The following is a 15,297-nucleotide window of genomic DNA, read 5'->3' as shown; positions in this document are numbered from 1 at the left end:
AGATCCGAACGCGTCAATGCCTTTTCAAACTCGGAAAATTTGCTAACTTTCTCTACAGCGACGGAAGATCGTATGGAGGAAAAAATGCACGATCGGCGAACTACACTAGGGGTTCCGTGGAGAGTTCCTGTCTACGTGAGAATAGGACACGGAGCGTCCGAATCGATAAACGGCGCAGACGAGGCACTTCACTACCTAAACGTTCGTTGGCCGACCGAGCGTGGAAAAAAGTACACGCTGGCCTGTGTCGCTTGCGCAAATGCTGTGGAGCGTCGAGAGAGCGCTGAGGTGGCCCGAGAAGCCTTCATTGCCGCGGCTATTGAAGCGCTAGTTCTCGCCTGAGGCTCTAGTTTTCCGAGTGGCTGCTCGGCCAATATTGAAAAATCAGATTAGATATGGCTAAATATCTGTGAGGCGATTTGGCGCGCCTCTCCATCTTGTTGTTTGTGCGCTTGCCCCTCGGAACCACCCGAGGGGCTTTTTGTGTCGGGTATAAAGGCTACGCCTTCCGGGTGTATTGACACCATTCTTGGATGGCGCTGAAATCTGCACGAGGCTTCCTCACTTGCCTCAACCCGCTTACGGGGAATGCGGGTGCGCCCCTCGCGAAGTGGAACACGCGAGGGGCCGATGTCAGGGCGGTGGGGTCTACTGCACCGCCCATGAGTTCGTCATAACCGGCTGACCGGCTTCGGATATGATCTGTTCCAACATGTGCCACCGACCCGCAACCGTTTGCTGTGAGACTGGCGGGGTTACCCGCTCAACATTACCATCGGGCGAATAGGCGATTACATCGGAGCCTAGCAACGCGTATGCCGCGCAATAGCGGCTAGCCCCATCCCTAAGAGCGTTCGGGAGCTGATAAATGCTAGTCGCGTAGTTAATCAGCGATCCCTTAGGGATCGGGAAGTACCCATAAGTTATCGCGCCCGCACCGAAGCTTGTGTGGGTAGATCCACTCTTGACGGTCGTTTCCACGTCCTGCCAACCAAGGCTGTTACTGAGAAGCAGGAGAAGGCTATCCGTTATCCCGCTCGGGAAAGTCATGACGGACGACTGAACCATCTTTGCCGAACCCGGATCGACGGATGTGTAACTTGCACTAATGCCGCTGCCCGCAGGAGTTTTCATCATTCCGCCAGAAATGGCGGTAAGTGCTGGCGCGGACGATCCAACGCCATTGGTCGTAGTTGCCTGATAGTAGGAATGACCCGTTGGCGAAATACCCAGAGCGCCATCAGACCGATCATAATCGTCAAAGAACACCTGACCTAGCAAGCTGGCAGCGACGACCTGACTTGCTGAGAGAGAAGACACCCAGCCATCAAGTCTCTGGATTGTCGAATTCCAGTAACCTGCAACGCCAGAGCCAACCTTGATTGTCGATAATCCTGTTGGAGGCGTGAGCGATACCGTCTTGGCTGGCTTGCCGTTGACACTCACCACTATGCCAGTAGGGGAAACTCCCAAAACGACGGCGCTACGAGAAACGCCGGGAACACCGCCTATGCGCGTATCTGTCAGCGTAATACCGCCTGAAACGACGCGGAGCTTTAGATCAAAGTTTGAGATATAGACTTCAACTCTGTTGTTCACCGTCCCGTCAGAAGCCTCCAAAAGAGACCCTGTGCTTGCTACATGCAAGGGAGTCGCGAGCACCCTTGCAGACCAAGAATTCAGTCCCGCGATCGACCATCCAGTGACGGTGGCGTCATCTGCCGCTCGATTTGCTGCAGGCTGAAAACTAGTCTTGTAGTTTGCTGCCTTCTCCGCCTGAGGTCGTTCGATACGAAAACGGAATACGACAGGTGTGCCGTTTGTAACCGTGCCGCCGATGATGGCAGGGGCGACAAAAGCAGTGTTTGCGACAGTAGTACGCCTGAACCGATGAGGGAAAGGCGCATCGCTGCGCGCTTTAATGGCGCTTGTGACGGAGTCAATCTGTGTACCGGCAGCATCATAGCTGCGCATTCCGACGAATGGCGCGGTAACCCCGATAGCGTCCGTAATTTTCAGAGACGATGACGTAATCCAGCTTTCTCCCGCCACAGCCGCAAGTCCGCTTAGGCCTGTTCCGCACGGGAAAATCATTATGACGCCACTGGCTGTGGGCGTGGCAACGTACTCCGCTTCAATGTAATCAGCGCCTACAGCTGTGATGACAACGGGAAGCCCGTTTATGCTCGTGCGTGACCAAGATGTAGGCAAGCTGCCGCCAGACCCAACCTGACCAGCGATCGCGCCGGCAAAGTTTGGGCTGATTGCGCGGTTAAGGCGCGCCTCTTCGATGAGAAGCCCATCAGCACGCTGCAATATCTCATCATAATTGATACGCGGCGTGTTCTGGTTGGCAACAACCAAACCGGAAACCGTCTGGCGCATCGCCGATGTAGAGCGAGCCACAGCGATTGCGCCGCCAGAATACTGCTCGCTTACGAAATCGAGCGTCATGCTGGCGGCGGGCACCCCACCGCCCTGATTTCGGGCGCGGGGTCTTTGCAGATTGGCAACACCACCAGCGAAAGCATTCCGCGGTGGAGAAATTTCGAGCCCCGCATCTCTGCTTTTTACAAATCAGCCAAAAATTACAATACTTGATATCACCCCTCAGGTTATCGAAATCGCGGGCTATCAACTCGACGTTACCGGCGCGCTCCATTCCTGGAACGGATGCGCTTGCACCGGTCTCATGCGAGGCCCTGACAAATCGATGCTCCCATTCTAGCGGCTATCCCGCGATATTTTTAACTTTGTGGAACCTGGAAAATGCCAACTCGTAAGATCGATCGTATCAGGTGGAAATCCTTCTCACGTCGAGCAAAAGCCGCTCTCCTGAGCTGCACCGCGGTGATTGCGCTTGCGCCGGTGCTGGCCCTTGCCCAGGAGGCAAATTCTGACGAATCCACGGTTCTCCAAACAATAACGCTGACGGGAAATGGCCGCGATGACGATTCTAAATCGATCGTGGCCAATCAGACCACCGGTGCCGGAAAGCTTCCCAGCGAAGTGCTGACCACGCCCGCGTCCGTATCCGTCGTTACCGCCAAAGAAATTCAGGAACGCGGCGCAACCAGCGTCGAACAAGTCGTCCAGTACACGGCCGGGGTGATCACGGATTTTTATGGCGCTGATGACCGCTTCGATTATGTCGATATCCGTGGTTTTACGCCTTACACTTATCGGGACGGCCTTGGCATCGGCAGGACTTTTGCCGGCATCAAGGAGGAGCCATACGCTTTCGAACGCCTTGAAGTCTTAAAGGGTGTGAGCTCGGCAGGTTTCGGCGTTGCCGAACCGGGCGGCTCGATCAATTACGTCACCAAGATACCGAAAAACGAGCGTTTCGGCGAAGTCTATACCACCGCTGGCTCCTACGCCCACAAAGAAGTCGGTTTCGATTTTGGTGACAACATCACTAAGGACGATACGCTCTCCTATCGCCTGACAGGCAAGCTTCAGAGGGCCAATGCCGAATACGACTATTCGCAGGATGACGAAAACTTCATCATGGGCGGCCTGACGTGGCGTCCCACCGACGCAACCACGATGACGTTCGTTTTTGATCACCTGGACAAGAAGGGTGTACCGGGTAGCGGCGGATACCCGCTTGAAGGCGATTTTGACCGCTCCGCATTTTTTGGCGAGCCGGACTATTATTTCAACGACGTCAACCGCAACAGCTACAGCCTGATGCTCGACCACGACTTTGGCAACGGGCTGAGTTTCGGGTCCAAGGCTCGTTATAGCAATTCGGTCGTGAATGCCGCCAGCGCCTATCTGGAAACAACCAATAATGCGACCCAGGAGGCGACACGGTATTTCTACGGCAGCGACAGGTCCTTCGATCAGTTCATCATCGACGCCAATTTTACCTACGAGGCCAATTTCGACAATGCCGATAGCCGCACTCTGGTCGGCGCCGAATACAATAAATATAGCTCGGACGATAATTGGCTATACACATCCGCTGGTCCGATCAATTGGCTGAACCCGGTGTTTTCCGGCGGACCGGCCGCAGGAACGCCGATCTATCTGACGAGTAACGATCAGAAGACAAAGGCTTTGTACCTGCAGGAGGAATTGACATTCGCCGACAGGCTCACCGTCAGCCTCGGCCTGCGTAATGACTGGCTGGACCTGAGTGAAACCTCATTCGGCACAACCGTGGCAGACAGTTACAGCGAGTTCACCAAGCGCATTGGTGTAAGCTACAAGATCACGCCTGAATTCGCGGCCTTCGCAAGCTATGGTGAATCGGTCGCTCCACCGGCAACCGGAGCCGAACCGACCACTGGCAAGCAGTACGAAATCGGTTTCAAATACAAGCCCGATGCATTCCCTGCATTGTTCACGGCGTCATTCTTCGATCTGACCAAGGGAAATATCACCGTCGACGACGGCGTCATCTATATCCCTGCAACCGTAGACAAGGTGCGCAATCGCGGCATCGAACTTGAAGCCAAGGCAGAGGTGACCGACAATATCGACCTGATCGCCGCCTATACCTATATCAATTCCAAGATCGACGAACCGGGCGGAGACTATGATGGCCACCGCCTGATGCGTGTTCCAAAGCATATGGCATCCGTCTGGGGCACTTACACCCTCGAAGGCAATGGCAAACGCGGCGATATGACATTTGGTCTAGGCGCCAGATATATGGGCGAGTATTTCACCAACATCCAAAATACCGCATACGGTGAAGAAGCTATCCTGTTCGACGCCGCTTTCACCTACAACATACGAGAAAATACAGCCTTCCAGCTCAACATCAGCAACCTGTTCGACGAGAAGCATATCGCCCAGCGCGACGACGCAAACGGCACCAAATTCTACAATGCCGGCCGGACAGTGATGGCGACGCTACGCCAGAGCTGGTAATAAATCAGCCCCGTCCAGATGTCTGGACGGGGCTGATAGGCATACGAGCAATCCTCGACGCCCGGTCGTCACCATCGCAGCGGGTTAGGTAAAGCCGTCACCGTGTCTTGTGCATGCGTCGCCATGCGGCCGGCGTGTCGCCGACGATACGCCGGAACACGTTGGTCAGATGGGCTTGATCGGTAAAACCGAGCTTGGCCGCAATGTCAGTCATTGTCGTGTCGCTTTCCAGCATAATCTGTTGAGCCAGGTCGACGCGACGGCCCAGCTGCCATTGCAGCGGCGTCTGACCCGTGGTGTTCTTGAAAGCGGAGTTGAACTGCCGTTCCGACAGACCAACTGTCGCAGCCATTTCTGCGACAGTCAGCCGTAGCTCGCCGTCTTCTATCGGATGTGCCAGAAGCTTGCTTACTTCGGTCTGAGAAAGCTTGCGTTTCCAATCGCGCTCTTGCGCCGCTGGGATGTCCAGAAAGGCTGTGACGAGACTGTCTATAAGGCTCTCGGCGTAAATCGGATGCTTTGTCGGGTGAGCGATCTCGTCGACCAGGAGGGCTGCAAGCGCCTCGATCGCACCGACATCGTGCGTTTCGACCGGTCGCTCAAGCGCACGTCTCGCAGTCGACGTCCCGATTGCGGGGGCGATGATTTTAAGCAGTCGTTCGCGATGAATATGAACGTCCAGATGAGAGAAGCGATGGTCCGCACTCGCATATGTCCACATCGGCGTGCCAGCGGGCACGTAAATCGCGCGGCTCATTGAGCGAAGATCGTATTTAGAACCCTCGCCAAGATTTGTCATCTGGAATTGGGCGGATATGTCGTTGAAGAAAATCATCATCCGCGGGTCGGATGAGACGTAATATCCCCTGGCTCCGGCCATGCAACGGGCTTCCCAGAATACTCCCATGGCGCCATTCAGGGATCGCCACTTGGCAGGAGCGGTAGCCTCAATACCATCAGTCGCAGCAGTCATTGCAAAGAGATAGGTCACCTAGAAACTCGATCGTAGGCAGCTCTGTATTTAAGATGACTTTCGCTATCATATTAACAATGCAGGGACAAGAGACGTCGAAGGGCGGGCAGTCTTGGTGAGCGTTGTCTATGCGTTTGAGAAACCGCTCTGGTACAGCAATCAATTCCCGAGAGATACCCGAATACGTCTCACCCGAGGTGGAAGCGCCGACCGGCAGAAAGCGTTTTGATTGCCGTCAACGACGCGGTTGCGTGTGGTTCGATGTCGAAAATTCTGATTGCCGGGCATGTCGACGAAATGTGGAGAGTGTCACTGCAAGACGACTGTTCTTTCAGTTTTGAGGTCTCGATGTCAGCAACCAAACCGCTGCCCTTAACCGAAAACTTCAAGGCTGGAACGCCACCTAATCAGGTGGCTCGCCGCAATCGAAATGGCCCGATCGCCTTTAGAAAAACCAGATGATTGCTTTGATGACCATCCACACCAACCGAGAGGTCAACACGGCTCAGCCTGGCCGAATAGGACACTGTCCCGCCTTGTGCCGTTGCACCTGAATCCCAGACAAAAATCCTGTCACCCGCGTCCGTGACCCTGAAACAGGTTTTGCTGTCTGCAGCAATGCAGCCTGCATCCAAATTGTCGGCATAGTCCATCACAAGAACCCCGAGATATTCGCCGGCTCTCGTGTAGGAAAAAAGGCGGCTATAGGCGGACGACCAGTTGCTGGCAAAACCATGCGCTGAAAACTCGATGACATAGTCACCGTCAACCAGTTTGACGACGCTCGACGTCGTGTCGGCCGTGTGAAGCGTGCCGAAAGGCGAGGTGATTGTACCCTCTCGCCTGTCAATCACTCGATCGCCAGACGAGGTGCCAATGTCAGTAAGGCCGGGGTGTAAATCGTGCCTGCTTGCTCCGGGTTTAAGTGTCATCATGGTTCCAGTACGTCGCTATTTCGCACTGCATCGAAGTAGAAATATGTGAGATTGTCAAATATACATAAGATAATAGTTAATTCTAAAATAGATAAGTTAGATATGTTTGTGATTTGCCCCGGATTTCCTGTGGGTCCGAAGCGGGTTATTTCTCAATATAGGTACTGATCCCGGCAAGGCCTTTGTGCGATCGGCTGCAATCGCCGTGATGATGCCTGCCTGCACAGAGCGGTGTCCCATTGGGTCCGCAAGAGCAAATGCAACCGGATAAAACGCCGCACCCTTGATAATCCGCAGGAAACCGGGAATAAATCGGCGACGTCTCAAGCCCACGCAAAAGCCGAGATCGTTCGACACGTGTGCAGACACCCTGAAGGTTGCCGGGCTTTTTTCCCACTTCGTGGTGTCGACAAAACACCTGCGCTCACACCAAGCCGGGCAGTGCCTCGGTGAGGGGTGGGGGAAGGTTGGGGAGGAGGGGGACGCGGTCCATCCGGCTAAATCCAGGTGCTGACAGCCTGGAGGCTGCGCCAGGCATTGCCGTCAGGTCATCACCGAGGGAGAGGACTTCCAATATGGCATTTACAAAAGCAACAGAACCGGGCGTGACCGCCTCCGGTTTTCTGGACAAAGAACATATTATCGCCAAGCCAGGTTTTAACCGGTGGCTTGTACCGCCGGCAGCACTTGCCATTCACCTGTGTATCGGCATGGCTTACGGCTTTAGCGTCTTCTGGCTGCCGCTGACCAAGGCAATATCAGCAACACCTGATCCGTCCTGTGCCAGCATGTCGCTTGTCACCGCCTTGTTTACATCAAACTGCAATTGGCGCGTCGCCGATCTCGGCTGGATCTACACGCTCTTCTTCGTCCTTTTAGGCTGCTCTGCCGCTCTGTGGGGCGGATGGCTGGAAAAGGTCGGACCTCGAAAGGCTGGCTTCGTCTCGGCATTGTGCTGGTGCGGTGGTATTCTGGTCGCAGCCCTCGGCGTCATGACCCACCAGTTGTGGCTCATGTGGCTTGGCGCCGGCGTGATCGGCGGTGTGGGTCTGGGCCTTGGCTATATTTCGCCGGTCTCGACGCTGATCAAGTGGTTTCCGGACCGTCGCGGCATGGCGACCGGGATGGCCATCATGGGGTTCGGCGGTGGCGCGATGATCGGCGCTCCACTTGCCAACCTGCTGATGAACTATTTCAAAACCGACATATCGGTCGGCGTGTGGCAGACGTTTGTCTGCATGGCCATCATCTATTTCTGCTTCATGACAGCCGGCGCGTTCGGTTACCGGATCCCGCCAGCCGGCTGGCGTCCGCAGGGTTGGGCGCCTGCGACCGAAAACGGCAAAGCCATGATTACCCACAAGCACGTGCATTTGCGCGACGCGCACAGGACGCCACAGTTCTGGCTGATCTGGGCGGTTCTCTGCCTGAACGTTTCAGCCGGCATCGGCGTGATCGGCATGGCATCGCCAATGCTGCAGGAAATCTTTGCCGGCGCGCTTGTCGGCCTGCCCGATCTGACATTTTCGCAACTGGACGGCGGCCAGAAAGCGCAGATTGCCGCAATCGCAGCCGGCTTTACCGGGCTTTTGTCCCTTTTTAATATCGGCGGCCGCTTTTTCTGGGCGTCGTTCTCCGACAAGCTCGGTCGCAAGAACACCTACTACACCTTCTTCATCCTGGGCATCGTCCTTTATGCACTCGCCCCAACACTCGCCGACATGGGCAACAAGGCACTGTTCGTTCTGGCGTTCGGCATCATCCTGTCCATGTATGGCGGTGGGTTTGCGACAATTCCGGCCTATCTGGCCGATATCTTCGGCACCCAGTTCGTCGGTGCCATTCATGGTCGCCTTCTGACAGCCTGGGCAACAGCGGGCATACTCGGCCCGGTCGTCGTCAACTATATCCGCGAGGCCCAGATCAATGCCGGTGTGGCGCCAGGTCCGGCACTTTACACCGGCACCATGTATATCCTCGCCGCCATGCTGGCGCTTGGCCTCATCGCCAACGCACTGGTGCGCCCGCTATCGGATAAATGGTTCATGTCAGATGAGGAAGTTGCGTCGCTGCAGGCGAAAACCGCAGCCGCCTCCGCAGGTACAACCGGCTCGTTCGGGATCGGCACCGGCGGTTTCGACCTGAAGGCCGCGCTCGCCTGGGCCGCCGTCGGCATCCCGTTGCTGTGGGGCGTGTGGGTGACAATAAAAAGCAGCCTAGCGCTTTTTGGTTAAACCGCAGCAAGAGCAGACGGTCTCTTGTTGTCGACCGGCTTTCCCCGATGACCAAAGGGCTGCCATGCAGCCCTTTTGTGGATAGATGCCAAATTCGCTTAAACCTGGGCCGGAGGGCTGAGGTCGGGCAGGCGCACCGTATAACCGGTCAGGCAATTCCGGCCCCCTTGTGTCCTACGGGTTCGCTTTCATCGGAGACAGTTCCGATGAAAGCGAAGGTGGGAAACGCTCACACCTCAATGAAGATGTTCGGGCATGTCCTTCAGCTGGTCCTTGGTCCAGGTCGTGACGGCGTGGACTTCACCGTCCTCATCTCGCATGAAATCCAGATCGGTCAGGAGCACTGCCACCGGCTTGGCTCCGATCCCGAGGAAACCGCCAACGTCGATAATCGCCGTGCTGTTTGCTCCAGCGCCGTGGACATGATCCACCTTTCCGACCTTGTGGTTGTCGGCCCCATAGACGGGCGCTCCTTCAAGTACGGACGATACGAGTTCTGTGGTGGCAAGGCGGGCATGATCTGTGAATTTCATTGGGGTCTCCTGATTGACAGTGAGGTAACCGCCGCTCGCGAAAAATGGTTCCCGTCTCTGAGCACGCTCGAAGGGTCGCATGGCACTGGCAGACGCACTCCGCACAACCCATATTCACCCCAAGGTTTTCACTCGGAGATTTGACATGACGACAGAACGCGCTGTTTTAGCCGGTGGCTGCTTTTGGGGGATGCAGGATCTCATCAGGAAACGTCCCGGTGTTGTCTCAACCCGTGTCGGTTACACGGGCGGTACCGTCCAGAACGCCACCTATCGCAACCACGAAGGCCACGCCGAGGCGATTGAAATCAATTTCGATCCCAGCAAGACGAGCTTTCGCGACCTGCTTGAGTTTTTCTTCCAGATCCATGACCCGAGCACCTTGGATCGGCAGGGAAATGATCTTGGCTCAAGCTATCGCTCGGCGATTTTTTACACGACCGACGAGCAGAAAAAGACCGCCGACGAGACCATCGCCGATGTCGATGCCTCCGGGATCTGGCCAGGCAAGGTGGTGACCGAGGTCGTGTCCGTCGCAGAGTTCTGGGAGGCTGAACCTGAACACCAGGATTATCTCGAACGCATTCCGAACGGCTATACCTGCCATTTCCCGCGTCCGAATTGGAAGCTGCCCAAACGTGCCGCTGTCATGAGCGCATAGTCTGCTGCTTCGAAGGGAGCTGCACCTGCTGCCTTATCCGGGATCGACGCCGCATGGACTGAAGGCAGCCACGCGGCCTCGTCATGACTGCTCACGGGAAGCTGCCGACACCATAAAATACTGCGCCAGATCCAGGCAGGGGCCGCTTGGCTCTCCTGCACCGTTTCGACAAAGGCGGTTGCCGCCGAGGATGTTCTCAAACAACGCTGGGTGCACCGCGTAGTGCCAGAGTATCTGATAGGCGATCGTCTGTTAAAAAGCGGAGACAGCCAAGACGACGATCACCAGCAATCGGATTTCTGTCATCGCAAGGCGCAACTTTTTTGCTGCCATCAAGGCGGCTGGTCAGGTCGGCGGTGCGGTGACCAAGCCTTTTGTGTCCACAACACCAAATCGATCGGTCATCCATTTCTCGACGGCGAATACAGAAGCAATCACGGCAAAGGACACAAGAAGGGTCGCGATGATAGGGCGTCTCTCTAAGTACGTCATGGTGACTTAACGAAGGCATCTTCGTTCGGTTCCGATCTGGCGCAACGCTGACTGTCTACCGTCGGCCACGGAACCCATCTATATTCTGATAGTATATCGCATTTATGGTTTGGATATACTGGATTTCCGGCGACACTTGTCGCAGATCAACGCGTCTTTTTAACGAATCACGCTCATAAATACATAATATTTCAGCGGTTTATTAGCGTCTATGTATATCGTGTCAGTAATCGACGGCGGGAAAGAACGCACGTTCAAGGCAACGGCTGTGATGATGGCTGACGACGAGGTGTTTTTTATCTCGAAGGACGTTCATTACCGCGTTCTACCGCACGAACTTATTGGCGTTATTCATATTTCCTGTCGTCGCTCGATGGTGAGCGTCGGACAAGACGATCTCATTGAAGAGTTCATTTCTGACGCGTGAAAAGCCGGAAACAAATTGTTCGGCTGCATATCTCGATTGGGTCAGGCAAAGAGAAAAGGACGGCTCGTTGGCACGAGCTTTCGACCGAAGCAAGCGGGCGCCATTGCTGTGAAGGTTGAATTATCAATCGCTAATTCGTCGTAAACGATTGGTTAATGCGATATTGACTTCAAAACGCGCATATCTGCCACCTTTTTGCGGAAATGGCGTTTAATGCGCCATGAGCGATGATCGAATCATGTGGCTCGAGGCTTCTAAAGAGGCTCACAGCCACCGACGCATGTACGCGTTGGCACTGGATATTTGCGGCAGTGATGCGGCTCCCCCAGAACTTCGCAAGGCGGCTCGAAAGGTCGTCCGGGCGCTTGCGGATGTGATCGAACTACCGATCGCCGATGCCAAGGTTCTGGCGAAGGCAAGCAAAAAATTCGCGAAGCTCGTCGTGGTTTTGCAAAACACATACGAAGAAGAACCGTCGATCGCAGCCTGACGTTTCGAAAAATCGCAAAACCTTAGGCGCCAGCTGATTAAAATCTTCGCCCGAAGAGGTGAGGGCGGGCGTGCGCTGCCGGAAACGGATAGTGGCGACGTCAGGTCCGGTCGTCGTGAGTATGGTAAGCGAGATCGTGACAAATGCTTTTCACGTCCGTCGAGCATTTTGCCTTTACTTGTCCGCCGGCGGCGCGCGAACCCTCATAGTCCCGACCCAGTTCAACGCACCTTTCTAACCTGCGTCAATTGTGGCCGACGTAAGGGCTTGTTGTTCCAGCCGACTTCGAGTTATGTGAGCCGCCTGATTTGGCACGAGGAAAGGCAGCGGTCCGGGCTGTAGTTGACGGATCGCTGCCGTTTCAACGCACACACAAATGTACGATACCGTACAGTGTTAAAGACTTGCTCTTGCGTCATTCTCATCTCAATACTTCCGCGTGCTCTTGCTGGTGGCAATCGAGCGCAAGAAAAGGGAGGTTCAGGTGGGAGGCTGAACTTCCCTTTAGTCTTTTATGTTCTATTTCGGTACCGTCGAACGGTAGGCAAACCTTCGACAGGTGGAGGCTGAGCGGCTTAGGGGTAGGTTGCTCGTCTCCACCATCTTTGCCTTAATTGACGCGTAGAATCGTTCTAATGTGCGCGGCGGAAGTTATTACCCCCTCGACTTCCTGATCGGCGACTGTTCTTTCTTCATGATTGACAGTCGCCTTAGTCTCACGTCAGCCAAGTCAGCACGACTATCATGAAGACCAGGGCAGCGGCGGTCAGCCAAAATAGGCGGTTCGTCTTCCTATAAGCATGTCGGAGTTCCTCCGAGCATCGCGGGTGATTGACATCAATGAAGTACCATTTGCTGCCCTCCCTTACAGGCACGCCAAGCCGGTTGGCTTCCTTGCTCTGAAGTTGGTTTGTCCAAGTGAGGTAGAATATGCCGAGTGACATCAGGAAAAGCGTGATGCCGAATGCGTATTTTAGTGTCGCCATCATGCCCCCTTCAAACGCCACATGGCCTGCGAAATAGGGGGTTATCCGGATTTAATCGAGACGCTCGATACCGAAACATCAATCTGAGTGATTTATGATCGGTCTTGGCTGATCTGTGCCGAAGCCAAGAGTGGCGCTACGCGCCAGACGTTTCGGTCGGTCTAGGTTCGGCTTATGATGATGTTCACTCGCCGTCTAATTGCTATTGGCAGGATGTTTGGCCCATTGCCGTCAGACTTCCCGTTCATCGTCGCCGGTCAAAACATGGGTTACCGCGGATAATCCACCTCGTAAGGATCGCAGCACTTCAATCCGGTAGAGCTCAGAGGCAGGCGCATATCACACCTGTCGTCGCCCTGACCAATTGATCCATGTCCAAGCCTCTGACGACTTACCGTGATTTAGCTTGCGGCGGAAAACATGGCGTTCTTTCGGGGGTATGATGAAGACGATCCTTTTGACTTTGAGCTTGGTAGCGGCAACGTCGACGGCATATGCTGACTCTGTGAATGGATATTACCGTAGCAATGGCACGTATGTTGCCCCCTATCAGCGGAGCAGCCGTAATAGCACCGTCACTGACAACTATTCGTACAAAGGCAACTCAAACCCCTACACTGGAGACCGTGGCGGCAGTCGTTACAAAAGCGATACTACGTCTCCCTACTTCAACGGAACGACGAATTCACGCGGTGGTTACGGTCACTCTCGCTACTGATTTGTCACGGCATGTCGGGCAAGAGAGAACCCCGCTCGAGCATGTCGGCGGGGTTTCGTTCGTCTTCTGTTTTTATTCGGAAAAGGAGCAGACGACGATCCGGGAAAGTACGCGGTCATAGCCAACGATCTCATGCGCGATACGAAGAACGCGAGCTAACTCGACATTGCTCTTCACAACACCTTCGACAACGATGTAATCGCCGGTCACATCGACGCTAAGATCGCTTGCATCGAAGTTCGGGATGTAACTCAGTTCTGTCTCGATCGCGGTCTTTTCCATGGAGATGCCGTGATCGGGTGTGAGGGCAAAAGTAGCAGAAGGCTGAAGGGTCGACAGAAACATTTGCTTGTCCTTGAACATGAATGCACGATGAACAAACCGTTGTGTGAGGTTTATGTTCCCGCCGGAGCGCGACTATTTTCTTGGAACTATACACAGGCATCGTTTGCACGGGCTTCATGCTCTGCCGTCTCGCGAATGTCGGATTTGACGTGGAGAGCATTGATTGCGCTCCACACGTCAGCGAACTGCATTTCGGCCGCATCGATCCGGCTTGTGAGCGTCTGATGGGATGCGGCCCCTTCGTCTGCGTGTGCCTCTGTCCTTCTAACGGGATAGGGTAGAGCAGGTCTTCTTGCCAACGCAGGCCCGTGGCCGTCCCAATCATCGCAATCTAGACGAAGCCCCGTGTGATCACCGTTATCTGCAGCGGCGACTAGCTCGCCGCGAAGTCCAGTGAATTTGCGCATCCTTCTAAGCGCATATTTGTCCCGGCCTCTCTATTCACATTCTCCTGTGTACGCTAATGTACGTTCTGTGGATATTCTCTGTATATCCCGCGCATGTTCCAAATCTAGGCAGGAATTTGGAATGGTCAGAGAGCATTTTGCTGATCTAAACAGACGATAAAGTCCAAGGGTTACTTCGTTTGCCTGGGTAATTTCAGGGGAACGGTCGCGCATTTCATTCGTTACGTGTTGTAATCTGGGAGGATTAGCCATGACGTCTCATATCGATACAGACGAAATCGATCGGAAGGCTCTAAGGGAAGTTCTATCGGTTGCGAACTTTGCTCGCCGATACCGACTGTCAATCGAGGAAGAACAAAGGCTTACTAAGTTGTTTGGGCAATTCGCTACCAAACAGGAATTATTGATGAACGCCCGCAGGCCACAAAGCGGTAGATAGCTTCAAATTAAAGATTTCGCATCGTCATCAGGGGAAACCTGGTTGATCACCGCCTTCAGCTCGTCATCGATCCAACAACCGGCCAGCCAGAGATTGACGAAGCTGTCGGCAATGTTATCCGATCGAGGCGCACGCGCATCTATGCCACGCTGAAGTCGGGCCTCTCCAGAACCATTTTGAAGCAAACCGAAATCGACGGGTTCGAGAGCGTCAAAAGCCGTGAAATATAGGCGGGCTTCCATTTTTGCCTCAATCCTATCGATCTCGGCAAATGCCAAAAACCAACGATGTGGCACCGGCAAAAATTTAATCCCACGGTGATTGTTGACTCGCTCACACAATAAGAACATAAAGGGAACGGAAAATAATCCTATTTACGGAGGTTGTCATGTCCACTCAACGCATCGAGGAAGCTGAAATCGATAAGGCTCAGTTTGTCCTGGATGCATTTGGTGGAAATGCCCTAGCGGCATTGCGCAGCGTAGTTGCAGATGCCGAACACCTTTGTTCCGAACTAGAAACCGCAAGCCTTTATCTGAGCGCTGGTATCTCCCGTGGTTGGAAGCCGAGTTTCTTAAGAGATGAGTGATGAAAACGCTCGACGCCGTTCTTGAATAGCTTCGCTTACTCGATGCCCGGCGGAATACGCCAATTAGCCTGTTCAGGATTGGTGTTCCGCTGATCGGGAGAGAGACGGTCAGGATGAGATCCTGAGCACGCTGTTCGTTCCTGAATCCAAAAAGAAGATTGAACTGGTTCCCGGCAAACGGGTG

General features: G+C 54.4%; 14 protein-coding genes. 7 read left to right on the top strand and 7 right to left on the bottom strand.

Translation table 11 applies throughout. From position 1 onward, the window contains the following. The first annotated feature begins 72 nt into the window (after positions 1-72). The gene (locus FHP24_RS29375; protein WP_139672672.1) at positions 73-342 is read left to right on the top strand and encodes a DUF982 domain-containing protein; all 270 of its coding nucleotides are present in this window, start codon (positions 73-75) and stop codon (positions 340-342) included. 306 nt (positions 343-648) lie between these two features. Here the strand turns inward: FHP24_RS29375 and FHP24_RS03045 are convergent, their stop codons facing one another. Further along, entirely contained in the window at positions 649-2,454 is a 1,806-nt protein-coding gene (locus FHP24_RS03045) for a hypothetical protein (protein WP_139672669.1), read from the bottom strand. Between the two features lie 315 nt (positions 2,455-2,769). Here FHP24_RS03045 and FHP24_RS03040 point away from each other — a divergent pair, with 315 nt between their 5' ends. Next, positions 2,770-4,884 (top strand): TonB-dependent siderophore receptor, encoded by a 2,115-nt coding sequence (locus tag FHP24_RS03040; RefSeq protein ID WP_139672666.1) that lies wholly within the window; start codon positions 2,770-2,772, stop codon positions 4,882-4,884. 97 nt (positions 4,885-4,981) lie between these two features. Here the strand turns inward: FHP24_RS03040 and FHP24_RS03035 are convergent, their stop codons facing one another. Then, positions 4,982-5,875 (bottom strand): helix-turn-helix domain-containing protein, encoded by an 894-nt coding sequence (locus FHP24_RS03035; protein ID WP_139672662.1) that lies wholly within the window; start codon positions 5,873-5,875, stop codon positions 4,982-4,984. Positions 5,876-6,264: 389 nt separating this feature from the next. Continuing rightward, positions 6,265-6,711, bottom strand: a complete 447-nt coding sequence (locus tag FHP24_RS03030; protein ID WP_139672659.1) for a hypothetical protein — start codon at positions 6,709-6,711, stop codon at positions 6,265-6,267. Between the two features lie 656 nt (positions 6,712-7,367). Between FHP24_RS03030 and FHP24_RS03025 the strand changes: the two genes are divergently transcribed. After that, complete coding sequence (locus FHP24_RS03025) at positions 7,368-9,026, top strand: OFA family MFS transporter (RefSeq protein ID WP_139672655.1); 1,659 nt, start codon at positions 7,368-7,370, stop codon at positions 9,024-9,026. A gap of 236 nt (positions 9,027-9,262) precedes the next feature. Here FHP24_RS03025 and FHP24_RS03020 read toward each other — a convergent pair whose 3' ends face one another. Further along, positions 9,263-9,559 carry a PRC-barrel domain-containing protein gene (locus FHP24_RS03020; RefSeq protein ID WP_139672652.1) on the bottom strand — a complete coding sequence of 99 codons (297 nt, stop codon included), beginning with the start codon at positions 9,557-9,559 and terminating at the stop codon, positions 9,263-9,265. 145 nt (positions 9,560-9,704) lie between these two features. On the opposite strand from FHP24_RS03020, the gene msrA reads away from it, so the two are divergent. The 3 genes from msrA to FHP24_RS03005 all read left to right on the top strand — a co-directional run bounded on the left by msrA (position 9,705) and on the right by FHP24_RS03005 (position 11,629). Continuing rightward, positions 9,705-10,220 (top strand): peptide-methionine (S)-S-oxide reductase MsrA, encoded by a 516-nt coding sequence (msrA, locus tag FHP24_RS03015; RefSeq protein ID WP_139676089.1) that lies wholly within the window; start codon positions 9,705-9,707, stop codon positions 10,218-10,220. 703 nt (positions 10,221-10,923) lie between these two features. Continuing rightward, on the top strand, positions 10,924-11,139 hold the full coding sequence (locus tag FHP24_RS03010) for a hypothetical protein (protein ID WP_139672649.1): 216 nt from the start codon (positions 10,924-10,926) through the stop codon (positions 11,137-11,139). 238 nt (positions 11,140-11,377) lie between these two features. Next, positions 11,378-11,629 (top strand): hypothetical protein, encoded by a 252-nt coding sequence (locus tag FHP24_RS03005; RefSeq protein WP_139672646.1) that lies wholly within the window; start codon positions 11,378-11,380, stop codon positions 11,627-11,629. Positions 11,630-12,345: 716 nt separating this feature from the next. On the opposite strand, the gene FHP24_RS03000 is transcribed toward FHP24_RS03005, so the two are convergent. The 3 genes from FHP24_RS03000 to FHP24_RS02980 form a co-directional block, all read right to left on the bottom strand. Further along, the gene (locus FHP24_RS03000; RefSeq protein ID WP_180355862.1) at positions 12,346-12,615 is read right to left on the bottom strand and encodes a hypothetical protein; all 270 of its coding nucleotides are present in this window, start codon (positions 12,613-12,615) and stop codon (positions 12,346-12,348) included. 790 nt (positions 12,616-13,405) lie between these two features. Next, positions 13,406-13,678 carry a BON domain-containing protein gene (locus tag FHP24_RS02990; RefSeq protein WP_139672640.1) on the bottom strand — a complete coding sequence of 91 codons (273 nt, stop codon included), beginning with the start codon at positions 13,676-13,678 and terminating at the stop codon, positions 13,406-13,408. Positions 13,679-14,526: 848 nt separating this feature from the next. Continuing rightward, positions 14,527-14,826 carry a hypothetical protein gene (locus tag FHP24_RS02980; protein WP_139672633.1) on the bottom strand — a complete coding sequence of 100 codons (300 nt, stop codon included), beginning with the start codon at positions 14,824-14,826 and terminating at the stop codon, positions 14,527-14,529. An 86-nt stretch (positions 14,827-14,912) separates the two neighbouring features. Here FHP24_RS02980 and FHP24_RS02975 point away from each other — a divergent pair, with 86 nt between their 5' ends. Further along, positions 14,913-15,113, top strand: coding sequence for a hypothetical protein (locus FHP24_RS02975; RefSeq protein ID WP_139672627.1), 201 nt, complete (start codon positions 14,913-14,915; stop codon positions 15,111-15,113). Positions 15,114-15,297 lie beyond the last annotated feature (184 nt).

It is taken from the genome of Aliirhizobium smilacinae (assembly GCF_006335145.1).
GTDB classification, from domain to species: domain Bacteria; phylum Pseudomonadota; class Alphaproteobacteria; order Rhizobiales; family Rhizobiaceae; genus Neorhizobium; species Neorhizobium smilacinae.
Note: the sequence above shows the minus strand (reverse complement) of the source record. Positions and strands in the feature narration are given on the sequence as shown.